This is a genomic window from Acinetobacter sp. 'aerobic (ED)' (genome assembly GCF_904886855.1).
GTDB lineage: Bacteria > Pseudomonadota > Gammaproteobacteria > Pseudomonadales > Moraxellaceae > Acinetobacter > Acinetobacter courvalinii.
The window spans coordinates 226,367-251,339 of sequence record NZ_CAJHGI010000002.1 but is presented as its reverse complement, the minus strand read 5'-3'; the positions used below and the strand labels follow the sequence as shown (position 1 = coordinate 251,339).

Below are 24,973 nucleotides of genomic sequence, written 5' to 3'. Positions count from 1 at the left end.
CTTTTTTATCCAAACCGCTGAGCAAAGTATTTTTATCGGCGCTTTTCTGTTTTTAGTAATTTTAAGTCATTCATTTATATATCCTTTTTATTGTAAAAAAATGCTATTTTTGCAGGCTTAAACTTACCGTTATTTTGTGCTTTATGCTATAATTTTTCGCTGTATTTTTTATTTTAGTTCAAGTCTTTGAGCTGAATTTTTGCAAGATTGAAGACATAAAAACAGGTACAACTCTCTACCTGTAAACAAGGAGTATGCATGAGCGTATCGGAAATCAGACCGATTGCCATTGAGGACGAACTCAAGCATTCATATCTAGATTACGCGATGAGCGTAATCGTATCTCGTGCATTGCCAGATGTGAGAGACGGTCTAAAACCTGTTCATCGTCGCGTATTATATGCGATGCACGAATTGGGCAATGATTATAACAAAGCGTACAAAAAGTCTGCTCGTGTTGTCGGTGACGTAATCGGTAAATATCACCCGCATGGTGATAGCGCAGTATATGAAACAATCGTTCGTATGGCGCAGGACTTTAGTTTGCGTTACATGCTGGTGGATGGTCAGGGTAACTTCGGTTCGGTCGATGGGGATAGCGCGGCAGCAATGCGTTATACCGAAGTTCGTATGCAAAAGCTTACCCATGAAATTTTGGCCGATCTGGAAAAGGATACAGTTGACTGGGAAGATAACTACGACGGTTCCGAGCGTATTCCTCAGGTGATGCCAACACGTATTCCAAATCTACTGATTAACGGTACGACGGGTATTGCAGTGGGTATGGCGACCAACATGGCGCCACACAACATGACCGAAGTGGTCAATGCGTGTCTGGCGTATGCCAATAATCCGAATATTTCTGTAGAAGGGTTGATGGAGCACATCACGGGCCCGGATTTCCCTACAGGCGGTATTATTTACGGTAAGTCTGGTATTGTGGATGCTTACCGTACCGGTAAGGGCCGTTTGCATATTCGTGGTAAATATCACTTCGAAGAAGACCAGAAAACAGGTCGTACCACGATCGTCTTTACTGAAATTCCTTATCAGGTCAACAAGGCAAAAACCATTGAGCGTATTGCCGAGTTAGTCAAAGAAAAGAAAATTGAAGGTATTTCTGAGCTTCGTGACGAGTCTGATAAAGAAGGGATGCGTATCGCCATCGACTTGAAACGTGGCGAAAATGCAGAAGTTGCAGTGAATAACCTGTTCTTGCATACCCAACTTCAAAACTCGTTCAGTATCAACATGGTCTGCCTGGATAATGGTCAGCCGAAGTTGATGAACCTGAAAGATATTATTGCGGCATTTATCCGTCACCGCCAAGAAGTTGTGACGCGTCGTACCATGTACGAACTGCGCAAGGCGCGTGAGCGTGGTCATATCTTGGAAGGTTTGACCGTTGCCTTGGCTAATATTGATGCCATTATTGAGACTATCAAGACTTCTGCCAATCCGGCTGAGGCGCGTGAGCGTTTACAGGCTGGCGAATGGGCAGGTGGCGGTGTGGTTGCCTTACTGGAAAAAGCAGGCGCGATTTCTGTTCGTCCAGACGAGATTGAAGGCGAAGATCCGGCACGTCCATTTGGCTTGTCAGGTGATATTTATCGCTTGTCACCAACTCAGGTTGGCGCGATTCTAGAATTGCGTTTACACCGTTTAACGGGCTTGGAACAAGACAAGTTACACGCTGAATATACTGAAATCTTAGGCCAAATTGCTGAATTAACAGCGATTCTGAATGACTTCAATTTGTTGATGAACGTAATTCGTGAAGAGCTGGCGTTGATCTTGCAACAATATGGTGATGGCCGCCGTACTGAGATTGTCGAGTCTGGTGTTGATTTCTGTCGTGAAGACCTGATTCCTGAAGAGCAAGTTGTATTGACTGTGTCTCAAACCGGTTATGCGAAAACCCAACCGCTTTCTGATTATCAGGCGCAACGTCGTGGTGGTCGTGGTAAGTCTGCCACTGCTATGAAAGATGATGACATCATCCAGCATTTAATTGTGGCGTCGAACCATGCAACCGTGCTGTGCTTTACCGATGTCGGCAAGGTATATCGCTTACGCGTATTTGAAGTACCACAGGCATCTCGTGGTGCCAAAGGTCGTCCAATTATCAATTTACTTCCTCTCGAAGCGAATGAAACCGTTACTGCTATTTTACCGTTGACTGAATTCCCTGAGAACCATTACGTATTCATGGCGACTGCATCAGGTACGGTAAAACGTGTTGAACTGGCACAATTTAGCAATGTCCGTTCAAACGGTTTACGCGCAATTGAGCTGAATGAAGAAGATACCTTGATCGGTGTTGCGATTACCGACGGTAACCAGCAGATCATGCTGTTCTCGAATGAAGGTAAGGCGATCCGTTTTGCTGAAACTGATGTTCGTGCGATGGGTCGTACCGCCAAAGGTGTACGTGGTATGCGCGTCAGCTTTGCAAGCAACAGTATCGAAGCTGAAGATGCTGACGTTGAAAATGATGACAGCGATGACAATGATGATTCATCAGATTCAAATGTCATCAGCCGTATCGTTTCGCTTGTAGTTGTACCTGAAACGGGTGAAGTGCTGTGTGCATGTGCCAACGGTTATGGTAAACGTACTCCAGTAGATGACTTCCCGACCAAGAAACGTGGTGGTAAGGGTGTAATTGCGATCAAGACCAGCGAACGTAATGGTGAGCTAGTGGGTGCAGTATCGATTGATGAAAGCAAAGAACTGATGTTGATTTCTGACGGCGGTACATTAGTACGTACCCGCGCTGCTGAAGTGGCAACAACGGGCCGTAATGCGCAAGGTGTACGCTTGATCCGCTTAAGCGATGCTGAAACCCTTGTGGGCGTGGTTTCGATTGAAGCTGTAGAAGATGACGAAGAGTTAGATGCTATAGATGAAGTTGAAAATACCGAAGCTGAAACAGTGACTTCTGAAGAAGTGGTTGCTGAGCCAAAAGATGATGCGCCTGAAGCGTAATCATTGAGGTAATAAAAAAGGAAGCTTATGAGCTTCCTTTTTTTATGGGTTGCATCATTACTAAACGGTAATAAGAAATTGCCAGTAAAATTGCAGCGACAGTAGCTAGATAAATTAGTTTTGGTACCACAATTGAGGTCGGGACACCCATTTGATTGAGCTGGACAAACATCTGGACACCATGCGTTGAAGGAAATATCCAGGCCAACCATTGCATCCAGTGCGGCATGGCTTCGTGAGGCCACGCTGTGCCAGTCAGTAAGAACAATGGAACAGAAGTCACCACAATCAGATGCCCAACCCGTTCCGGCATATCGACCAGTGAACCGAGTAGCATGCCCAAGCCAATCACACAGCTGACATAGATTGGAACGGCCAGGAGCATACCCCAGAAGTTGCCACCGTGTGGAAATTCATACAACCAGAAGGTAAAGCCGAATAAATATAGACAGCTCAGGCAGCCAGTGGTAAAAATGGCGGCGAATGTGGCCCAGAATTCAACCGGTTTTGCGACCCAGCCCTGTTCACGGTAACTGGCAATCAGCATGGCAAGACCCAACACAATAGTCTGATGAATGATCAGGCTGGCCACAGCAGGGAAGATATAACTGCCATAACCTGACATGGTATTGAACAAGGGAATCTGATGAATCGAAAGTTCTGGCTCGAAAGCAGAGGCATTACCGAATTTCTCTAAATGTTCTTTCAGGGTGTATTCGATTGAGCTTGCCAAACCCACGCCAACCTCTTTGGTCCGAATAAAATAGGCTGTACTCAAGTACAGGCCAATGCCGCCCATTTCCCCGCGTTTCAAGCTATTAGTGAGGTTCTCAGGCAGTAACAAGATACCTTCCGCTTGCTGGTTCTGCACCATGCGCTGTGCTTCCAGAAAATTATCCGTCACCGTGGTGATCTTGATATGCGGACTATTCGAGGCCTGACTAATGATCTTTGAAGTCAAAATGCTTTGTTCTTCATCCACAATCACAATCGGAATATCTTCTGCGGTTTGTGCTTTATAAGCGGTTGGGTAGAAAAAGCTATACAGCAGGGTTGCTGCAATCAGGGTGGTAAACACCGAATTGTTGGCAAAAATATTCTTAAAGGTCTGTAGGTAATAGCTGAAAAATGACTTCATGCGCTCAGCTCCTGAGTATTTTTCTTCAACAGACGCACGCTTAACGCAAAGAATAAGCTCGCGAAGACCAGCAAAATAGCAAAGGGAACCATCGAGACATGCAGATCGCTGCCGATAATCCACTGTTCGGTTTGCAGCTTGGCATAAGGGGTATAGGGAATAATCATTGACCAGAACTGGGTAAATGCAGGCGCATTGTTCAAGGGTAAGGTAATTCCTGAGAAGCTGGGTGAAGAACCGCCATAAAGAGCAATAAAGCCAAAGGTCTTTGGAAGATTCTGAGTTGCAAGAACCACAGTACTACTGATCACGGCATAGGAAAAGTACAATAAAAATTGTGCTACTAAAATCAGCGTGAGTGAACCTGCAATGAAGTAACCGCGGATCTGGGCTAACCAGAACATCCAGCACCAGGTCCAGGCACAGAAAATAAAGACATAGAGCAATATTTTACCGAGTAGGCTGGAAACGACTTGTTTGGAACTGACCCATTCACCCACTGTTTTGCGCTTAAACTCTTGCCCTATGGCAAAAGCCACGCAGCAACAGAGCAATAAGTGTAAAACGGCTGGCACCATAAACGGCTCAAGAAATAACTCATAACTCATGCTGGGGTTATATAGGGTCGAGATCTTGATATGTGGGGTGGGCATGTCCAGATAGGGGATTGTATTGGACAGATAGTTTTGTCCCATATATTCCGCCATACCATTCAGGGTGCTGATGAGCATGGCTGAGGAAATGGTATTCCCGATACTAAAAAAAGACTGGTTATAGGCGATACTGATTTGTGCATCTTGGGCTTTGACCAGCCGTTGTTCAGCACCTTCGGGGATTATCACGAATCCCCAGGCTTCGGTTTTGTTGATCAGGTGTTCGGCTTCATCCTGACTGGCGGTAATGGTCTTGACCTGTAACGTATGGTTCAGACTTAAGCTGCGAATCACCTTACGGCTCATTTCACTCTGGTCCTGGTCAATCACTACAATGGGCAGATGCTCAGCCTTACCAGCTGAAAACATACTGCCAAACAGCAGAATCACCAGCAATGGGGCGATAACTGCCATAAACAGATCGACTTTATGGCGTTTGAGATAGCGTAATTCCCGAAGCATGACAGCAAACATCGGTTATTTGGCCTCTTCGATTTTGAAGAGTACGCTCATGCCGACTTTTAAATCTGGAATACGTTGCTCGGGCACCAAGTGGAATTTAAAGCTGCGGATGTCATAACCACCAGTTTGACGCGTGGTTTTAATGGTTGCAAAATCACCTTCGGCATCAATGTTTTTGACTTTAAAACTGACTTTCTGATTTAAAGCCGGAATAAAACCTTCAATGGTTTTCATTTGATACACAGCACTGTACATGTCTTCGCGAACATTTAAGCTGACCCACAAATCGTGATCTTCAATAATACTGACCACAGGCACGCCTGTTGCGACTAACTCAGTCGGTTTACCATAAGTTTTTGATACGGTTCCGTCTGTTGGTGAATACAGTTTGGTTTCTGCTGTCAATGCGTTGGCTTCTTTGACTGCTGCTTGTGCCATCGCAACTTGTGCATCCGCAGTTGATTTCTGTTGTTCGGTACTACCACGTTTGGCACGGGCATACTGTTGATAAGAAGCTTCGGCAGTTTCACGTGCAGAGGTCTGTGCAGCCCGCATTTCATCGCGACGTTGACGAGAAATCACCCCTTGCTGATAAAGGGTTTCACCACGCTTATAAGTGGTTGCTGCCAATTCTGCCTGGGTTTTCATGGCTTGCCAGTTGGCATACAGGGTCTCAATATTTTCTTGTTGAGCACCACGATACACAGTGGAATGGAATGCAGTTGCACTTTGTAAAGCTGCTTGAGCCTGTTCTTTTTTCGCTTCAAGTTCCGGGCTGACAAAACGAACCAGTGCCTGACCTTTCTTAACCGGCTGGCCTTCAGAAACATAGAACTCTTCGATACGACTTGGCACTTTGGTACTGATATGCACGGTTTCTGACTCAACCCGACCTTGCAATTCAATGGCTTGCGGTTGATAGGCTTTCCACAAGCCAAAAGCGATTAAACCCAAAAGTAGAATCAAAATAATCAGGCCGATGATTTTTGCCTTGCCTTTTTTAGCGGGCTCGTTCGGTGGCTGCTGGGTATTGGAATTTGATGTCTCAGGTTGTGGCTGTGCAACTTGCTCAGTCGCGCTCACCTGTGCTTGAGCAGATTCAGACGCTTGCGTTTCAGTCTTGTTGTCCACTTGATTTTTATCGCGTTCTGAATTGGATGATGATTGATCTTGGCTCATAAAATTCTCCAATTAACGGATATAGTCAGTACGTGGTTGATGAACATACAGCTTGAACTCATCAATCGAGCCATAGCTTTGTAAAAGTGTTGCTAAAGATAAAATGTATTTATATGAATTAAGCGCCATTTCACTTTTTAATGCGCTGAGGGCGTTTTGTGCATCAATCACTTGTGTCGCCGTGCCCATACCTTCCTTAAAGGAAAGCTGCTGGATACGTAAGTTTTCTTGTGCCGCTTTGGTGTTTTGAACCAGCAATTGATGGCTATTCTGTGAGGAACTTAATTCGCTATAAGACTTATACAACACATTTTCGACTTCCTGCTTGGTGCGTTCGGTCATCAGTTCGGCTGCATACTTTTTAAGTTCGGCTGCACGGATGTTTTTATTGTTATCGATACCCGAAAATAAATTGTATTTTGCCATGACGCCGACAATCCAGTTCTCTTTGCTGTCTAGTCCATATTCACCAAAGGCAAAAACACTCGGTTTTTTGGCTGACTGCTGAACCTTGACATTTTCATTGGCCAGTTGGGTATCCATTTGCAGCTTTTTAATCAGACTGGAATTCTGATCATAATTTGCCAGCATTTTATCCAGCGAATGGTTTTGTACGTTATTCACAAACAGAGGGGTGGTGAGATTTAAACTTTCTCTAGTTTTAAGCAAATTTTGCAGGCTAAACTGACTGGCTTGTAAGTTTGATTGAGCATTTTGATAGCTACGTTGCGCATTATTACGTGCTACCTCAAATTGCATGCGCTGGCCCTTATTAATAAAGCCTTGCTTCTCCAGTTTAAGGGCATTGTCATAATGTTCCTGCATGGCATTTAAATTAAACAGGCTGGCATTCAGTAATTGCTGCTGTAATTGCACATTAAAATAGGACTGGATCATCTCAAAACGTTGCGAGTCTTGTTGTTGTTTTTCGCTAATGTTTGAGCGTTGTGCCTGAATGGTGGCAATCTGTTTGGCGTTGCTAATTTTACCGCCGGTATAGAGCGGCATCACCATGGAAACTGAGGTACGCACATCATGGTCTTTAACCGTAACATCGACATTGTTCGGCACCTGATTCAGACCTTCACTTACGGTTTGATCAAATCCCTGACTAACCTGATCAATCACTTCAGGCGGTAATACATTTTCCCATTGCGATAATTTGTCATCAAAACCACGGGTCAACGAATTTTCCAGTCGTCGTTTACTTGAGCCTAAAGGTACGCTGGTTTCACTATGAAATGAATAAGCGCGTGCATTTAAATCAATACGGGGAAGGCCCAGGTTTTTAACCGCCTCCATCTCAAGTTGTGAAGCTTGTTGCAGAGCTTGTTGGGCTTGGGAGGCATAGGCATTTTCGACCACATACTGTTCAGCCTCGCTATAGCTAAAAGTCTGGGCCCATACAGAAGATGAAAATAAGGCACAGCTGATCAGGCTTATACTCAAGCTTAACATTTTGGGAAAGCGCTTGACCTTGAAATCCGGTCGGTCATGTTGTTTCAACATCAGGTTATGTCGCAATTTAATAATATCCTGCGTTAGTCTAAATTCTTTTTATAAAATTAAAATATTATGTTTTTAATTAAATAGTTATATGGCTCAGATTGGTGTAGTGAATTTGTAAAAAGTAGAGTTTTTAATCTAAATAAAATGGTGAAAAAGCGGGACGTTTTAGGTTCGGGAAAAGGGCTAGCAAGTTTGGCCTAAAATAATTGTAATGACAAAACATGATTGAAAAATTAATACTTTTTTTGCAGTCAAATTGAAATATTTACTGCATAAGCTGCTGCAAGCTTCGCCAATCTATGATTAAATTCCCATTCCAATTTGTTCCACTTTAACAAGGGAAAACTCATGCGTGCTTATAATTTCTGCGCTGGTCCTGCTGCATTACCTACTGCCGTTTTAGAAAAAGCTCAACAAGAATTGTTGAATTGGCAGGGCAAAGGTCTGTCGATCATGGAAATGAGTCATCGTAGCAATGACTATGTTGCCGTGGCAGAGAAGGCTGAAGCTGACTTACGTAAGCTCATGAACATTCCAGAAAACTATAAAGTACTGTTTTTACAAGGTGGGGCATCCTTGCAGTTCTCGGCGATTCCGCTGAACCTGTTAGGTAAAAATAACAAGGCAGACTATATCCATACTGGCATCTGGTCTGAAAAAGCACTAAAAGAAGCGAAACGCTATGGCGATATTAATATCGTTGAAGCGGGTACGCTTATTGATGGTAAACATGCGATCACTGAACAGAGTACTTGGAATCTGTCGAATGATGCAGCCTATGTGCATTATGCAGATAATGAAACCATTGGTGGTTTGCAATTCGCGGCTATTCCAGATGTGAATGCACCGTTGGTCTGTGATTATTCATCGAGCATTTTGTCTGCACCATTGGATGTCAGCAAGTTTGGTCTGATTTATGCCGGTGCGCAAAAAAATATCGGCCCGGCAGGTTTGACCATTGTTATTATTCGCGATGATTTACTTGACCAAGCCAAGCCGGAAATTCCAAGCATCTTGAAATATGCAGACCAAGCCAAGAATGGTTCAATGGTCAATACCCCGGCGACCTACGCATGGTATTTATCAGGTCTGGTATTTGAATGGTTGCTTGAGCAGGGTGGAGTAGATGCCATCTATAAAGTGAATCAGGAAAAAGCCAAGTTATTATACGGTTATATTGATTCGAGCGATTTTTATAACAATCCGATCGCAGTGCCGAACCGTTCAATGATGAATGTACCATTTACCTTGGCGGATGAAGCACTTGAAAAGACTTTCTTGCAAGAAGCTGAACAGCATCACTTATTGAACTTGGCAGGCCACCGTTCAGTGGGAGGCATGCGTGCAAGTATTTATAATGCAGTCCCGTTAGAAGGTGTACAGGCCCTTGTTAACTTTATGGATGATTTTGCGAAACGTCATGGTTAAGCCATAAACAACAGTTAAAATAAAAGCCCTCATCATTGAGGGCTTTTATATATATGAATAAGGGTATGGGCAAAAATCAGAAAAAGCCAATTTGATGAAAAATAAGTGCTGCTAAGAACATACCGAGTAAGAAAAAGCAAAAAGCACCAACATCAAGTTTAAGACCTTGATCACTCGAATGAATCAGACTGGTGGTTGTTTGTTCTGGTATAATTTTCATTAGAACGCCTAAAATGCCATTTATGTGATTTTTTGTCACTCAAGAGCAGTTTTAGCATAAATATTGGCCTGAATCCATAGGTTGCCACGAATATATTGGCCAATGTTAAAGTTTCTATACAATTCGTTTTTAGTAGCAATACGAATCAGGATTGCCGGTAAATCATCTTCTAAAACCAGAGTTACGTCATACAGGGTATATTCATCCTGCATAAACTGCATTTGAGTTTTACCAACAATATTACCCTGGAACCAGGCTTCATCTTCCTGACCTAAAGTTTCACCAAATAAATAAGCCACCATTTTAGAAAAGTCGACCGTGACAGGTTCTTGATCTTCTGGTGTTTTTGGCTGCCACTCATTAATCAGTTCCTGTAAATTTTCAGGCGCTACACCATTATGTTCTGCCAAAATTGCATTTAAAGCGCGATGATGTTTAATCGAAGCAGGATCATCTACAATGATTTTCTCATCTGCAGCCACTGCTTCCAATTCATAGGCCCAAGCATTAAATTGAACTTTATAGCTTTGATTTTTGTCATATTGACAGCTATTTACACTGAATAGATTATCAAAGGCATAAATGGTGGTATCTTTATTTAAATTTAACCGTAATACGGCCTGAGTGGCAGAATCACAGGTAATAATTCGCTCAATTTTAGCATCATATTTATACGGGCTTTCGAAACTTGGAAAAGCAGTTTTTAATGCACGTGGTTTCTGGTCTTCCACCGCGATGATCTGGTTAATCGAAACAGATTCACCGCTTGGGCCCTGAATCAACCAGAATGCCTGATCCATCTCATGTTCATCTTCACATAGCCCCATTGGCATAACCGGTGCATCAAGGGCCAGTCCTAACCATTTGGGAACATCAGTTTCGGGTGTATCTGTCAATAAGTTCCAATGCTCGACATGATTACCGAAATTTTGATCTTGAATTTTAATGATTTCTGGACTGTTTTGATTTTTCATAAAGCGAGAGGCTAAAAAGATTGAACTTATTCTATTAAATCGAGGGTAACCGGGATATTTCAAGTCTGAATCTGTAATTCTCTAAAATTTATTTTAATTTTTAATCTGATAACAACCTCTACTCCAGTCGAAGCAAATGGAAAAATGCATGGGATGACCGCCGCTTTGTTAACTCTACTTTTCCCGTAATCTGCTACACTAGTCTTTTCTTCTCAAGAGTTTTCGTCAACGTGCTGCCATTTAAATTATGGGTAGATGCTGATGCTTTACCTAAAATTTTACGTGAAGTGATTTTACGCGCATCCGATCGTTATCAACTTGAAGTGACCTTTGTTGCCAACCAGAATGTCGGTATCACCCCATCCGTGCGGATTAAATCCATTCAGGTGATGAGCGGGGCAGATCAGGCTGATCAGGAAATTGTGGAACGTATGCAAGAAAATGACATTGTCATTACACAAGATATTCCGCTGGCGGCGCAAGTAATTGAAAAAGGGGGAATTGCCATTCACCCCCGTGGTGAGATCTATACCACGGCTAACGTAAAAGCACGTCTTCATCTACGTGATTTTATGGATACCTTACGTGGGGCTGGGGTGCAGACTGGTGGGCCACCACCAATTTCAGAACGAGATAAACGTGAATTTTCCAGTTCTCTGGATCAGACCATTTTAAAACAAAAACGAAAAACAGCATCTTGAGTTGAGTATGCCATCACGTATTAATCTCATGCTCACTTATGGACTACTGGTCTTTATCTGGGCAACCACGCCGCTTGCAATTGTGTGGAGTGTTTCGGACCTACATCCGATGTGGGCATTGCTGATCCGCTTCTTTATTGCGTTGCCTCTGGCGGTAACCGTATTATTGCTGTTAAAGGTGAAATTTCCCACTCATAAAATTGCCTTATTGAGTTATGCCGCAGGCTCATTGAGTCTGATTGGTTCGCAAATCTTTACCTATGCGGCCACGGCTTATCTGAGTTCGGGGCTGATCGCCTTAATGTTTGGTCTGGCACCGATTATGGCGGGATTGATTGGCCGTTTTGGTTTTCAGCAAAAACTGGCAGGCTTGCAATGGCTGGGAATGGCAACCTCAATTATCGGCTTGGCCATGATTTGCTTGAGTGGTAGTCAGCAGCATGTACAGCCGATTGGCATTATTTTAATGCTGATCAGTGTTTTTTCTTATTCTTTGTCGATTTTTCTGGTCAAGAAAATTAATGCAGATTTGCCGGTTATGGCGCAGGCCACCGGTTCAATTCTGGTCTCAACCTTATTGGCTACATTATTGATACCGTGGATCTGGCAATATGCCCCAACGCATTTTCCTTCTGCGAAGTCTTTGTTTGCACTGACCTATACCATCGTGATGGCTTCGTTAATTGCCATGTTCTGTTATTTTAAGCTGGTGCAGAACTTACAGGCGACCACATTATCACTAACGACTGTCATGACACCGATGCTGGCGATTCTGATCGGCGCTTATCTGAACCATGAACAGATATCAGCTCAGGTCTTTGTGGGCGCGAGTATTATCCTGTTCGGTTTAGTGCTGTACTTCTTCAGGGATTTAAGGGCATATCGCCGTTTGAAATCTTAAAGATGAGAGCAGATTAGCTGGCTTCACTTTGTTGAGCCTGTCGAATACTGGCAGCCAATTTGGCACGATCTTGCGGATTGAGCGTAATAAAATAGGCACCGATACGGAATTTTCCCTGTTCTTCCGCGGTGCTATGGGCGACTTGCGCAATGGCTGCGATATGGAAGAAATTTTCAGGGTGGCTCAGGGTAATGTGGATATAGGTGCCTTGATTAATATCTTGAGAACTAAAGAAACTTAATCCATTCTCGGAAACATTGACCTGCTCAGGAACTGGCAATAAGGATTGTACGATATTGTCATAATAAGACCCCGTAATCAGGTTTAATTTCTGGTTAAAAAGGGATAAGATGCGAGCAATTTGTTGATCTTTTTCATTTAATTGTTCTAATTCGTAGCGAAACGCATGATCAAATTGATCTAATTCTGCAAGTAGTAGAAAATAGCGGGGCAAAACGAAATGGGAATCATACGGGTCATTCAGCGCTACATCATCGGGAATGATTTGATAGTTGATTCTCAACACGGCATCAATACGAGACATCACACGACGTTCAGTGTTGTCGTCAACAAGATGATGTTGTGAATTTTCCATAATAAATCACCTCGGACTAGATGGTATGTTTAAGCCAATTTCGCTGTATATAGGGTTGAGATACACTCGTGCTCAGCGGAGTAATCATTTTATTTCTTTTGTCGCCTTAGTTTCCATGATCGGCTTGACGCTTGGTGTTGCTGTGCTGATTACAGTGCTATCGGTCATGAATGGTTTCGATCGCGAATTAAAAAATCGTGTCCTTGGAATGGTTCCACAAGCCACTGTTTCTTCTAATCAAATTCTAACAGATTGGCCTGAGCTTGTAAAAAAAGTTGAGCATCACCCGCATGTCACAGGCGCTGCGCCTTTTACCCAATTGCAAGGGATGTTGACTGGGCAAGGGCAAGTCGCTGGTATTATGGTGACGGGGATTGAGCCAAAATATGAAAGCAAGGTGTCGATTATCCAGAACCATATGGTTGCAGGTGATTTAAATGCATTAAAAAAAGGCGAGTTCGGGATTGTGCTCGGTAAAGATATGACCGATGCGTTGGGGTTGAGTCTGAATGATAATGTGACCTTGGTGCTGCCTGAAGCGACGCCGTCTCCAGCAGGTGTGGTGCCACGATTTAAACGCTTTAAAATTGTCGGCATTTTTAGTGTCGGTGCAGAAGTGGATTCTACAGTTGGCTACATTGCCTTGAATGATGCCTCGACCTTATTACGTTTGCCGGATGGTGCCCAAGGTGTACGTCTTAAAGTGGATGACATTTTTGCGGCCCCGAATGTGGTGAACCAGATTGTTAAACAATTACCAGATAATTTTTATGCAACCAGCTGGAAAGAAACGCATGGGAGTCTGTTTGGTGCGGTGCGAATGGAAAAGAATCTGGTAGGTTTACTACTGTTTCTGATTATTGTGGTGGCTGCATTTAATATCGTTTCGTCACTGGTTATGGTGGTCACCGATAAAAAGGCAGATATTGCAATTCTGCGTACCTTAGGTGCCTCACCAAGATTTATTACGTCTGTCTTTATTGTACAAGGGACCATTATTGGGGTGGTGGGTACGGTGACAGGAGTGATTTTAGGCAGTGCTTTTGCCTTAACCATCAGTGATCTGGTGGGCTGGTTAAATCACACCTTTGGACTTAATTTATTTAGTGGTTATGTCATTGGCTATTTACCTTCTTATTTACGCTGGCAAGATGTCCTGATTGTTGTGACCGCATCTTTATCTATCAGTTTTTTAGCAACAATTTACCCTGCTATCCGTGCAGCGAAAACGCAACCAGCCGAGGCATTACGTTATGAGTAAGATCGTTCTAGAATCAAAAAATATCTTTAAGCATTTCGATGATGGCAAAAGCAAAGTTGAAGTGATCAAAGGCTTATCCCTGCAAGTCAATGCCGGCGAGTTCGTTTCGATTGTGGGCTCAAGCGGTTCAGGTAAAAGTACTTTGTTACATGTGTTAGGCGGTTTGGAGCAACCTTCGGAAGGACAAGTCTTCTTGCAAGGTCAACGCTTTGATAATTTAGACGAGGCGGAGCGTGGTTACAAGCGTAACCAATATCTGGGTTTTGTTTATCAGTTCCATCATTTATTGCCAGAATTTACTGCATTGGAAAATGTGGCAATGCCATTAATGTTGCGCAGTGAGAGCAATTTTAAGGACGTAAAAAAGCAGGCAGAATATCTGCTGGATCGTGTTGGCCTGTCTCATCGTATGGATCATAAACCGGGTGAATTGTCCGGTGGTGAACGGCAACGTGTGGCTTTGGCGCGTGCTCTAGTGACCAAACCTGCGGTGGTGCTGGCAGATGAACCGACCGGAAATCTGGATCGTAAAACTGCGCTCAGTATTTTCGAGCTGCTCACCGATTTGAAAAAAGAACTCAATATGGCCATGTTGATCGTGACCCATGATGAGCAACTGGCTCAGTCGGCGGATTCAATTTTGCATATGCAAGATGGTATATGGGTGGGTGAGCATGTTTAAACCCATTTCATTTTATATTGGGCTGAAATATACACAGGCAAGAAAAAAAAGCCGTCTGGTGTCGTTTATTTCATTGATGACCATGATTGGTCTCACTGTGGGTGTTGCGGTACTGATTACGGTTTTGTCGGTGATCAATGGTTTTGACCGGGAATTGAAAAACCGTATTTTAGGAATCGTGCCACAAGCGACGATTGCCTCCACTCAGATTATGACCAACTGGCAAGACCTGGCTCAAGATATCGCTAAACAGCCCCATGTGGCTGCTGTTGCGCCGTATACACAGTTACAGGGGATGTTAACTGCACATGGCGAAGTGACAGGGATTATGATCTCAGGCATTGAACCGGAATATGAAAAACAGGTCTCTATTGTTCATAACTATATGCAAGCCGGTAGTCTGGAGGCCTTGAAGAAAGGCAAATATGGCATTGTTATCGGTCAGGATCTGGCAGACAGTCTAGGCTTGAAGCTGAATGATCCGGTGACGCTTGTGTTACCTGAAGCCACTAATTCATCCGCAGGGGTAGTGCCTCGATTTAAACGTTTCGAAGTGGTGGGTATATTTAAAATTGGTACTCAGGTCGATTCGATGGTGGGATATGTGGCATTAAATGATGCTTCGACATTACTACGCTTGCCGGAAGGTGCTCAAGGCATTCGCTTAAAGCTGGATGATATTTTTGCTGCACCGGAGATTTCCGAGAGTATTATCAAAAAATTACCAAGTAATTTTTATGCTTCGAACTGGACCTATACGCAAGGTAACCTATTTAGTGCCATTCAAATGGCAAAAAATATGGTCGGGTTATTACTGCTCCTTATTATTATTGTTGCAACCTTTAATATTATCTCATCCCTGATGATGTTGGTGACAGATAAAAAATCCGATATCGCCATCTTACGTACTTTAGGTGCATCGCCCTTATTGATTACTCAAATCTTTATGGTGCAGGGGACAATTATTGGTGTGATTGGCACTGGATTGGGTACGGTTTTAGGGATTATTTTATCGTTAAGCATTGGTAATATTGTGTCTTGGGTGAATACCACTTTTGGCTTAAATTTATTAGATGCCTATTTTGTGCATTATCTGCCTTCATATTTACGTTGGCAAGATGTATTGCTGGTGGTAAGTGTTTCATTGTTATTAAGTTTACTGGCAACAATTTATCCTGCCTTACGTGCAGCAAAAGTTCAGCCGGCAGAAGCATTGCGCTATGAATAATGCATAAATATTGAATAAGACCTCTTGTTAAAGCTCCGAAAAGGGGCTTTAATTTTGTCTTTAGAAAAACTAAATCCAATGTTAAGAAATGTTGAAGATTATTTTGTTCGGCTGGATTGCCGGTATTACTTTGATGGGGCAGGATTTCCATTTTATAGGACAAACATGGTGGATATGGCTGATTTTAGCAAGTCTGATATTCGCTTTAGGACAATATAAAAAGCAGCGCTATTTTCAGCGGGCTTGGTATAAGGCGCTCCTTTTAAGCAGTTGCAGCTGGGCATTGTGCTGTACCGGTTATCATTATGCTGATGTGGCTTTAGAACAGCGCTTAAGCTTACGGGAACTTCAGGTTCAACCATTTGAAGCCATTGTTTATATTAAAAAAATAAATGAACTAACAGATGAAGGGCAAAAACAGATTGCTGAAGTCCTCAATCGACATAGCCAGCCAGTAGACTGGCTACTGTATCTGAATAAAGCATCTGAGCAATCCATGCAGCAGCCGAGCTTACAATTGGGTCGCTATTATCGGATCAACGGGATGATCAGGCCTGCGCATAGTTATGCTGTAGCAGGAGCATTTGATCAGGAAAAATGGTTTTTAAAGCAGAATATTCTCTCTACATTTTCGGTCAGACAAATTCAGCCGTTAAGCTCTGATGAGATTTATCGTTTGGGTTATCAGCAACACGATAAGCAACAACGTACGCTCAAAGCCAGGTTGCTGTTAAAAATTGAAGGCATGCGGCTGGACTTCCGGCAAATGCTGCAAACAAGCTCTCTGCAACATCCAGGTTTGCTGCTAGCTTTGCTGACTGGCGATGAAAGCCTGTTGTCGAGCGCGCTAAAACAGCAATTCCAGTTGCTGGGAATATCCCATTTACTGGCTATTTCAGGGCCTCATGTACTGATCTTTGCCTTGATGCTGACCTGGTTGTGCCAAAGGCTGATACAGCGTTATTGCCCGAAATTATATTTATGGAAACCCAGACAGATTCTGGTCATTTTTCCTTTTGTTGCCAGTGTTGTACTTTATGTAGCTTTTGTCGGCTTTGAGATTCCGGCCATCAGAACGCTGTTCACAGTGCTGATTGCCAGTCTTTTCCTGATCTTGCGACAGTCTATCCAACCTCTGGCCTTGCTGGTTTATAGTGCTAGCTTACTGCTGATTTATGATCCATTTAGCATCTTGTCGGCAGCATTCTGGTTATCTTATGGGGCCTGTTTTATTCTGCTACGGATCTATCAAACGACAGCACACTTGCCTCAAGATCAAATGCAGACCTCAATACAAAAGATGGTACTAGCAATTAAAGTGTTGATTGATGCCCAATGGAAAGTTTTTATTGCCTTATTGCCACTGGTGATTATTTTCTTTCAGCAGATTTCTTGGGCCGCTCCATTGAGTAACCTGATTGCAATTCCGCTATTAAGTGGTGTGGTGGTGCCGCTAGATATTCTTGCTGCTTGTCTGTGGCTAATCATTCCTGCATTGGGTCTATTGTTGTTTCAGCTGAATGATCAGTTGCTTGCATTCTTGTTGTGGGGCTTAAACGGTTTACAGCACCTGTTCCCAGCGTTATACGGGGTCAGTTATACACCTGGCATGATGCTGAGCTTGATCTTGGGATTGGTCATTTTATTTATGCCTAGAGGTAGCGTACCCAGGCTTTGGGCTGGTGTCTGCTTTTTACCCATGCTTATCGGTGTAAAAACTCAATCTACGACTTTAACTATTCTCGATGTAGGACAAGGGCAGGCTATCTTTTTACAGCACCCGCAACAGACATTAATGATTGATACGGGCGGGAATTATGACGAGCGAAAATTTGGTATCGGTGAGCGAGTCGACATCCCGTTCCTAAGACAGCAGGGTGTTCGTAGCCTGGATCACGTCATTCTATCGCATCTGGATCAGGATCATAGCGGTGCATTTCCGGCTATACAAAATGCCTTTGCGATTACTCAGGTGCAGTCAAGTGAACGAAGTGAAAAGCTCCCGTTTAAGGACAATTTCTCCTATTGCCAACAGGATCAGCATTGGTCATATAGCAATCTTAAAATTGAGATTTTGTCGCCTACGCAAGATGGCCTGAATTTTGCCAAACATCAACAGAATGAACAATCTTGTGTGGTCTACTTACAGTTTCTCAATGCTCAACCTTATCAAAACTTTCTGATTATGGGCGATGCAGGCTGGGAAACCGAGTTTAAATTGCTACAGAAATATCCAGATTTAAAAGTAGATGTTCTGGTTTTAGGTCATCATGGCAGTAAAAATAGTTCTGCTTATGATTTTTTAAAAGTTTTAAAACCCAAGCTGACGATTGCTTCAGCTGGCTTTAATAATCGTTATGGGCATCCGAGCCGGGAAGTCCAAAAGCGTCTGCAAGCTCTGAATATTCCGTTACTTAATACTACACGCACAGGGTCGGTGAATTTCCTGTTTGAGCATGGCAAAGTTGAGATAAAGCTGCAACGGCAGCAAAGGAAATGGTTACAACGAGAATAGCCTAAGCAAACTCTTCTTGGGCTTGCTGACGAACTGTGGCCACCTGAGCCAGTGCCTCCTGTTCATCAATATCATAAATTTTCTTCAGTACGGGATTGGCACGAAAGCGTTTATAGCTCCAGTGATAATGTTCCGGGTAGCGTTGAATCAGTTGTTCTAAAGTTTGATGAATGATCAGGGTACCTTGTTCGGCACTGCCTTCATAAATTTGAGGATTGACTGGCTCAATGAACATATCAAAGCCATCTTGCTCATTTCTTTTGGTGTAAAGCAACAGGGCTTTGGCCTTGGTTTTCTGGATCAGCTTGGCACTTAAACTGCTGGAAGCTAAAGGAATACCAAAATAATTCACCATGTCTCCGCCATGATCGGGGGTATGATCAGGCAAAATGGCGGTAGTACCGCCTTGTTTTAAGGCTTTGAAAACTTGTCGTACACCACTTTCATCGGTCGGAACCAGATGCGCCTGTTCACGGCTACGTGCATCACGGACAAATTGGTCAGCATCAGGATTCTTAACGGGCTTATATAAGATGGTCATTTGGGTATATTGCGCTAACCATGCATTCATCACTTCCCAAGTGCCAAAATGAGGAACAACCAAGACCACGCCTTTTTTTTCTGCCAGCGCTTCATGCAGGTAGTGTTCGCCCTGAACGGTATCAATACGCTGAATATTTTTCTGATTAGATGCCCCCCAGATACTCAAAAACTCGAAATAAGAGGTGAGTTCATTCTGAATGGCGTGTTTGGTTAATAATTGTCTTTGTTGCGGTTCCATATCTGGAAACGCGATCTTTATATTCAGGCGAATAATTTTTGAAAGTTTAGATACTTGAAAAGTATTGACCAGTCCAGCAACCAGACGTGCCAAAAAACGACCTAATTGAATCGGCTGACGACTTAGGAGCTTGATGAGACGGTAATTTGAGCTGATCGTTCTGGAATGGGTCATGGAGGCGGTATGAGAAAAATTACAAAGGAAAAGTATAATGTAAAAAATAATTATAAGTTAAAACAAGTTATTTAAACAGTTTTGTTGAAATCAGCGTATATAATAAAGCCACTTTAAAACATATTGGATTGGAATCTTATGTCCGATTGGCCACCAAAACCAAAAAATGAATCAACAAATAGTGACAATGTTACGGGCAAAGAATGGCAGATTTTAGAAAAAGCCGTTCTTGCCTCTGTAGAGGAACAGCGACGTAGCCGTCGTTGGAGTATCTTTTTTAAATGTTTAGGTTTCGCTTATTTACTCATTGTCCTGATTGCAATGACCAAGAGTTGCTCGACATCGACAGAGAAATCAACTACCAATATCAGCAGCGACCATCTGGCCGTGATTGATATTATAGGGACAATCGACTCATCTGCGGGTCAGTCGACTGTTAACAGTGAAGATACCAATAAAGCGCTTAAACGAGCGTTTGAGGCGAGTGGCAGTAAAGCAATTGTTTTAAATATTAACTCTCCTGGTGGTTCGCCGGTACAGTCAGATGAAATCTGGCAGGAAATTCGCTACCAGAAAAAACAGCATCCAGACAAGAAAGTCTATGCAGTGATTGGTGATATGGGGGCGTCAGGTGCATATTATATTGCGTCTGCTGCTGACGAAATCATTGTCAATCCATCGAGTTTGGTGGGTTCCATTGGCGTGATCATGCCAAACTATGGATTAAGCGGGCTGGCACAAAAGTTAGGAATTGAAGACCGGACTTTAACTGCGGGAAGTAATAAAGATATCTTAAGCATGACCAAGCCATTAGATCCGGCACAAAAACAACATGTGCAATCTGTACTGGATAATGTTCATACTCACTTTATCAATGCGGTAAAAGAAGGTCGTGGCAAACGTTTGAAGACTAACGATCCGGCGGTATTCTCTGGTTTATTCTGGACAGGTGAACAGGCGATTGCTTTAGGTATTGCAGATCGTAGCGGTAGCATTACCACACTGATGCGTGATCTTAAAGTTGAACAAAAAGTGGATTATACCGTTCAACGTAATCCTTTTGAGTCGATTTTAGGCCGTATGGGCGCCAAGATTGGTGAAGGAATTAGCAGTTCGCTTGCGTCACAGCTGGAAACTCAGCAGAACGCGAAAATTCAATAACAGGTCAAATTGTTCCAACTTTATTAAAGCGATGCTTTTGCTGGAATAGATTCTTCATACTCAGGCTGTGGTTTTCACAGCCTTTTTTATTGTAAAAATAACTGGGCAGTTCTTGTTTTGATTTGCAATACATGTGTAGAGCAGGATAATTGAACGATCAGTGAAAACAAATAAAGAACCCTTTATGAAACCCTTGATTCATTTTGCCCATGCCAACGGTGTCCCTTCTAAAGTTTATCAAAAGCTGTTTGATCAGTTGAAAGATCAATATGACATTATTTATCTGGCTGAAATTGGCAATGACAAACGTTATCCGATTACGGATGGCTGGACACATCTGGTCGATCAGGTCATTGTTAATATTGTTCAGCAAGCCCAAGGACGCCAAGTGATTGGTGTAGGACACTCTTTGGGTTCGGTTCTGACTTTAATGGCTGCCTATCGTCGCCCCGAGTTATTTTCCCAAGTGATTATGCTGGATCCTCCCCTAATCATTGGTAAGGCATCTTTTGTGTTTCATTTGGCTAAACTCTTTAAACCTAAGCTGGTGGATAAAATTACCCCTGCGGGTTTATCTGCACGCCGTCGTGACCATTGGGAGTCGCGTGAGCAAGCGGCTGAGTTGCTCGGTTCGCGTGGTTTTTACCAACATTTCGATGCCGACTGTTTTCAGGCCTACATTGATCATGCCTTAACCGTTGATCCACAGCGGGGCGGTGTTACTTTAACCATTCCTAAGCAAGATGAGGTGAAGCTGTTTAGAACAACCCCATCGATGTGGTGGTTACCAATGCCAAAACCACCCGTTCCTGTACAGTTAGTAGTAGGCCAAGATAGTGTGTTTTTAAAAGAGAAATTTCCGCAGGTTGCACAAAAGAAACTGGATATTCCATTTTCTATTGTTGAAGGAGGACATATGTTCCCATTGGAGCATCCACTGGATACCGTTGAGAAAATTAAAAGCTTGGTGCTTTGATTGTTTCGATGAGAAATACTGAGATTATTCTAAATGCACTGGGCTTGCTGGGTTATGGGCAAGAAAGTTGCCAAGCAAGCATACTGATTTTTTTTGATGCTTATCAACAACGGGTTGAATATATCAGCAATTTTTTAGATATATTTGGCCTAGCGTTAAACAATGTGCAAGCACAAGAGCAGCTTATAAGCGTATTTGATCGATTCAATCATAAAAACTGGCAAGAAATTGATCAGTATTCATTTCAAGAAGGTGAGTATTACTGCTTTCTTCGCATCAAAGTTTTTCTATTGCATTTAGCTGATGAACATGACGCAGATGAAAGCGTGGAGTGGTTAAATATTTTTCAAGAAAAATATTTAACCTATCTTTTAAAGTCATAAAAAACGCATCCTCAGATGCGTTTTATTTTTTAGTATTGAGCAAACTGAATCGGTCGTTCTAAAGGCTTCTGGTTAAAATAGGCTTGGCCATTTTGCCAGCGCAGTTGTCCTGTACAAAACCATTGCGCGACTTGAGGATAAATAAAATGCTCAAGTTCATGCACGCGTTGCGCCAAAGTCTCTACCGTATCATGTAAACCCACCTGAATGGCAGATTGCGCAATACTTTGTCCGGCATCCAGTTCAGCTGTCACAAAGTGAACGGTACAACCATGCAGACGGTCTCCGGTATTTAATACCCGTTGATGGGTATTAACGCCTTTATATACAGGCAACAGAGAAGGGTGGATATTTAACATTTTACCTTGCCATTGCAGCACAAAGCCTGATGTTAAAATCCGCATAAAACCTGCAAGGATCACCAGATCCACTTGCCATGCTAGCAGTTGCTGGTGCATGGCTGCATCAAAGCTTTCGCGATTCGGGTAATCTTTATGTGAAATAACAGCGGTTGCAATATTGGCATCTTTCGCACGTTGTAATGCATAAGCATCAGCTTTATTTGATAACACGCCAATGATTTGCCCTGACAGATTTGCATCTATCAGGGCCTGTAAGTTACTACCGCTGCCTGAAACAAGGACAGCAATTCTCATTATGCAAAGATCACGCGAATTTTTTCGTCAGCGCCTTCAACTGATTCTGCATTTTCCTGAATGTGACCAATTTTCCAGGCTTTTTCACCTTGAGCATTCAAGACCTCAATGGCTTTGTCCGCTTCACTTGGATCAACTGCAATCACCATACCAACGCCACAGTTAAAGGTACGATACATTTCAAAGCGTTCTACGTTACCTTCGCGTTGTAACAACTGGAACAACTCAGACCATTCCCAGCTTGATTCATCAATCACTGCTTGCGCGCCGTTTGGAAGAACACGCGGTAAGTTACCTGGTAAACCACCACCGGTGATGTGAGCCATAGCATGTACATCAACTTGTTTGCAAAGTTCGAGGACCGGTTTTACATAAATACGCGTCGGTTCCATTGCAACATCGGCAAGTGGTCGACCATCAACGATTTGGGTTAGGTCTACATTTTTAACATCTAAGATTTTGCGTAGTAATGAGTAACCATTTGAATGCGCACCGCTTGATGCCACACCGATGAGTACATCACCAGACTTCACTTTTGTTCCATCAATAATTTTACTGTGTTCAACTACACCCACAGCAAAACCGGCAAGATCGTAATCTTCGCCTTCATACATGCCAGGCATTTCGGCAGTTTCCCCACCAACCAATGCACAACCAGCAAGTTCACAACCTGTACCAATACCTGTCACTACATTGGCTGCCACATCAACATTTAGATGACCTGTTGCATAGTAGTCGAGGAAGAAAAGTGGTTCAGCACCACAAACAAGCAAATCGTTAACACACATTGCCACAAGATCTTGACCAATCGTGTCATGACGATTGAGATTGAGTGCCAGGCGTAATTTGGTGCCTACGCCATCTGTGCCTGAAACCAATACAGGTTCTTCATAACCTTTTGGAATTTTGCATAGCGCGCCAAAACCACCAAGACCGCCCATTACTTCAGGACGAGTGGTGCGTTTCGCGACAGATTTGATACGATCGACCAGTGCGTCGCCCGCTTCAATGTCGACGCCCGCATCTTTATAGCTTAAACCAGTGTTTGGGGTAGAAGTTGAGTTGCTCATAGTGAAGTCTCCGCATTGGCGGCAGATTATAACCTGAATATACGAAACTCTTATGTTATTTATGCTCGAAAATGCTATCTTTAATTAAAATTTTTTTTATTTATAACGAATATACAATAAAAGGCTAGATTTTATGCAAGATCAGGTACTACGTCGTATCTTTATCCTCGCTGGGCTCGCATTACTGCTTTGGGTGCTCTATCTGCTAAAGCCCATCGTCATTCCTTTCGTAGGCGCTTTTTTTATTGCCTACCTGTTTAGTCCACTGGTGGATGTCCTTGTCAAAATCAAATTACCGCGTTGGTTAGCCATCAGTATCGTCTTTATTGGAATTGGTGTGACCCTGACCATGGTGTTGTGGTTCCTGGTGCCTTTGATCTGGAAACAGCTGATGTATGCCCGGGATAGTATTCCTGCGGGTATCCACTGGATTAATGCCACTTTCCTACCGTGGGTATCACATACCTTTAATGTTGTACCTATGGAAATTGACACTGAACAGATTTCAAAAGCCGTAATGGATTATATCCAGACCAATTACAGCGCTGACAGCATCCAGACCATGGCATTACGAGTCGCCCAATCAGGATTGAACTTTATTCAGATTGGTGGGGTGGTTATCCTTATTCCAATTATCTCGTTCTACTTCCTGCTGGACTGGGAGAGAATGCTGCAAAGTTTAAGACGTTTAATTCCACGTCCATATGAAGCTTCAACCTTAACCATCGTGCGTGAATGCCATAGCGTCTTAGGCGCCTTTGTCAAAGGGCAGTTCCTTGTCATGCTTTTGTTGGGAATCGTTTACGCCGTCGGGTTACAGCTGATTGGGCTGGAAGTCGGTTTAATTATTGGCATGATTGCTGGTTTGGCAAGTATCATTCCTTATCTTGGATTTGGTGTCGGGATTATTGCTGCTGTGGTTGCGACACTTTTCCAGTTTGGACTGGACTGGACCCAATTGCTACTTGTCGGTGTGGTGTTCATGATCGGGCAAATGGTCGAGGGATATATTCTGCAACCTTTCTTGCTGGGTGATAAGATTGGTCTGTCACCTGTGGCTGTTGTTTTCGCGGTATTGGCAGGGGCACAACTGGGCGGATTCCTGGGTATGCTGATTGCTTTACCTGTGGCTGCGGTGATTGTGGTGCTGCTTAAACATGCACGTGATAATTATGAAAGAAGCCGCTTCTATGGTTCTACCACAGAAGTTGTACTGGTACAGGGTGAAACTCAGCACATAAATGTGGATTCAGAGCAAGTAGAGCTTGATATTCAAATTAAAAACTCTCAAGATACAGAGACTTCAAACCCGAAAGATTTAAAGTAATTGAGGAACAT

General features: G+C 43.1%; 22 protein-coding genes. 12 read left to right on the top strand and 10 right to left on the bottom strand.

The genetic code is table 11. The annotated features are described in order from the left end of the window. The first annotated feature begins 258 nt into the window (after nt 1–258). Nucleotides 259–2,988 (top strand): DNA gyrase subunit A, encoded by a 2,730-nt coding sequence (gyrA, locus tag JO943_RS04705; RefSeq protein ID WP_005284510.1) that lies wholly within the window; start codon nt 259–261, stop codon nt 2,986–2,988. A 25-nt stretch (nt 2,989–3,013) separates the two neighbouring features. On the opposite strand, the gene JO943_RS04700 is transcribed toward gyrA, so the two are convergent. The 4 genes from JO943_RS04700 to JO943_RS04685 are packed head-to-tail and all read right to left on the bottom strand — an operon-like array spanning nt 3,014 to nt 7,929. Continuing rightward, a complete protein-coding gene (locus JO943_RS04700; protein WP_202740109.1) occupies nt 3,014–4,126 on the bottom strand; it encodes an ABC transporter permease in 1,113 nt (370 codons plus the stop codon). After that, entirely contained in the window at nt 4,123–5,253 is a 1,131-nt protein-coding gene (locus tag JO943_RS04695) for an ABC transporter permease (RefSeq protein ID WP_202740108.1), read from the bottom strand. Before JO943_RS04695 ends, JO943_RS04700 begins: the two co-directional genes overlap by 4 nt. A gap of 3 nt (nt 5,254–5,256) precedes the next feature. Then, on the bottom strand, nt 5,257–6,420 hold the full coding sequence (locus JO943_RS04690) for an HlyD family secretion protein (RefSeq protein WP_202740107.1): 1,164 nt from the start codon (nt 6,418–6,420) through the stop codon (nt 5,257–5,259). 12 nt (nt 6,421–6,432) lie between these two features. After that, the gene (locus JO943_RS04685; protein WP_202740106.1) at nt 6,433–7,929 is read right to left on the bottom strand and encodes a TolC family protein; all 1,497 of its coding nucleotides are present in this window, start codon (nt 7,927–7,929) and stop codon (nt 6,433–6,435) included. Between the two features lie 348 nt (nt 7,930–8,277). On the opposite strand from JO943_RS04685, the gene serC reads away from it, so the two are divergent. Continuing rightward, a complete protein-coding gene (gene serC, locus JO943_RS04680; protein WP_032867493.1) occupies nt 8,278–9,357 on the top strand; it encodes a 3-phosphoserine/phosphohydroxythreonine transaminase in 1,080 nt (359 codons plus the stop codon). A 76-nt stretch (nt 9,358–9,433) separates the two neighbouring features. On the opposite strand, the gene JO943_RS04675 is transcribed toward serC, so the two are convergent. Together JO943_RS04675 and JO943_RS04670 are read right to left on the bottom strand one after the other, a co-directional pair. Beyond that, nucleotides 9,434–9,577 (bottom strand): hypothetical protein, encoded by a 144-nt coding sequence (locus JO943_RS04675; protein ID WP_004771301.1) that lies wholly within the window; start codon nt 9,575–9,577, stop codon nt 9,434–9,436. Between the two features lie 35 nt (nt 9,578–9,612). After that, the gene (locus JO943_RS04670; protein WP_005229387.1) at nt 9,613–10,551 is read right to left on the bottom strand and encodes a hypothetical protein; all 939 of its coding nucleotides are present in this window, start codon (nt 10,549–10,551) and stop codon (nt 9,613–9,615) included. A gap of 230 nt (nt 10,552–10,781) precedes the next feature. Between JO943_RS04670 and JO943_RS04665 the strand changes: the two genes are divergently transcribed. Both JO943_RS04665 and JO943_RS04660 read left to right on the top strand, forming a co-directional pair. Beyond that, nucleotides 10,782–11,252 (top strand): YaiI/YqxD family protein, encoded by a 471-nt coding sequence (locus JO943_RS04665; protein ID WP_202740105.1) that lies wholly within the window; start codon nt 10,782–10,784, stop codon nt 11,250–11,252. A gap of 7 nt (nt 11,253–11,259) precedes the next feature. Then, the gene (locus JO943_RS04660) at nt 11,260–12,153 is read left to right on the top strand and encodes a DMT family transporter (protein WP_005284533.1); all 894 of its coding nucleotides are present in this window, start codon (nt 11,260–11,262) and stop codon (nt 12,151–12,153) included. A gap of 13 nt (nt 12,154–12,166) precedes the next feature. On the opposite strand, the gene JO943_RS04655 is transcribed toward JO943_RS04660, so the two are convergent. Then, the gene (locus tag JO943_RS04655; RefSeq protein ID WP_005229403.1) at nt 12,167–12,748 is read right to left on the bottom strand and encodes a PilZ domain-containing protein; all 582 of its coding nucleotides are present in this window, start codon (nt 12,746–12,748) and stop codon (nt 12,167–12,169) included. A 25-nt stretch (nt 12,749–12,773) separates the two neighbouring features. Between JO943_RS04655 and JO943_RS04650 the strand changes: the two genes are divergently transcribed. The 4 genes from JO943_RS04650 (at nt 12,774) to JO943_RS04635 (ending at nt 18,434) form a co-directional block, all read left to right on the top strand. After that, nucleotides 12,774–14,009 (top strand): lipoprotein-releasing ABC transporter permease subunit, encoded by a 1,236-nt coding sequence (locus JO943_RS04650; protein WP_032867489.1) that lies wholly within the window; start codon nt 12,774–12,776, stop codon nt 14,007–14,009. After that, on the top strand, nt 14,002–14,691 hold the full coding sequence (gene lolD, locus JO943_RS04645; RefSeq protein WP_202740104.1) for a lipoprotein-releasing ABC transporter ATP-binding protein LolD: 690 nt from the start codon (nt 14,002–14,004) through the stop codon (nt 14,689–14,691). The genes JO943_RS04650 and lolD overlap by 8 nt, the downstream gene beginning before the upstream one ends. Next, on the top strand, nt 14,684–15,919 hold the full coding sequence (locus JO943_RS04640) for a lipoprotein-releasing ABC transporter permease subunit (protein WP_005229407.1): 1,236 nt from the start codon (nt 14,684–14,686) through the stop codon (nt 15,917–15,919). Before lolD ends, JO943_RS04640 begins: the two co-directional genes overlap by 8 nt. Nucleotides 15,920–16,007: 88 nt before the next feature. Then, nucleotides 16,008–18,434 carry a DNA internalization-related competence protein ComEC/Rec2 gene (locus JO943_RS04635; RefSeq protein ID WP_202740103.1) on the top strand — a complete coding sequence of 809 codons (2,427 nt, stop codon included), beginning with the start codon at nt 16,008–16,010 and terminating at the stop codon, nt 18,432–18,434. 1 nt (nt 18,435) lies between these two features. Here the strand turns inward: JO943_RS04635 and JO943_RS04630 are convergent, their stop codons facing one another. Next, nucleotides 18,436–19,425 carry a lysophospholipid acyltransferase family protein gene (locus JO943_RS04630; RefSeq protein WP_376746147.1) on the bottom strand — a complete coding sequence of 330 codons (990 nt, stop codon included), beginning with the start codon at nt 19,423–19,425 and terminating at the stop codon, nt 18,436–18,438. A gap of 102 nt (nt 19,426–19,527) precedes the next feature. Here JO943_RS04630 and sppA point away from each other — a divergent pair, with 102 nt between their 5' ends. From sppA to JO943_RS04615, 3 genes are all read left to right on the top strand, one after another. Then, entirely contained in the window at nt 19,528–20,550 is a 1,023-nt protein-coding gene (gene sppA, locus JO943_RS04625) for a signal peptide peptidase SppA (protein WP_005284545.1), read from the top strand. A 184-nt stretch (nt 20,551–20,734) separates the two neighbouring features. Continuing rightward, the gene (locus tag JO943_RS04620; protein ID WP_202740101.1) at nt 20,735–21,526 is read left to right on the top strand and encodes an alpha/beta fold hydrolase; all 792 of its coding nucleotides are present in this window, start codon (nt 20,735–20,737) and stop codon (nt 21,524–21,526) included. Nucleotides 21,527–21,534: 8 nt separating this feature from the next. Beyond that, complete coding sequence (locus tag JO943_RS04615; protein WP_199974781.1) at nt 21,535–21,909, top strand: hypothetical protein; 375 nt, start codon at nt 21,535–21,537, stop codon at nt 21,907–21,909. 29 nt (nt 21,910–21,938) lie between these two features. Here JO943_RS04615 and purN read toward each other — a convergent pair whose 3' ends face one another. Further along, entirely contained in the window at nt 21,939–22,568 is a 630-nt protein-coding gene (purN, locus tag JO943_RS04610) for a phosphoribosylglycinamide formyltransferase (RefSeq protein WP_202740275.1), read from the bottom strand. After that, nucleotides 22,565–23,635: a phosphoribosylformylglycinamidine cyclo-ligase gene (purM, locus tag JO943_RS04605; protein WP_005229415.1), complete on the bottom strand. Its 1,071-nt coding sequence runs from the start codon at nt 23,633–23,635 to the stop codon at nt 22,565–22,567. Before purM ends, purN begins: the two co-directional genes overlap by 4 nt. A 133-nt stretch (nt 23,636–23,768) precedes the next feature. Here purM and cxpE point away from each other — a divergent pair, with 133 nt between their 5' ends. Next, nucleotides 23,769–24,962 (top strand): chloramphenicol efflux transporter CxpE, encoded by a 1,194-nt coding sequence (cxpE, locus tag JO943_RS04600; RefSeq protein WP_009514801.1) that lies wholly within the window; start codon nt 23,769–23,771, stop codon nt 24,960–24,962. Nucleotides 24,963–24,973 lie beyond the last annotated feature (11 nt).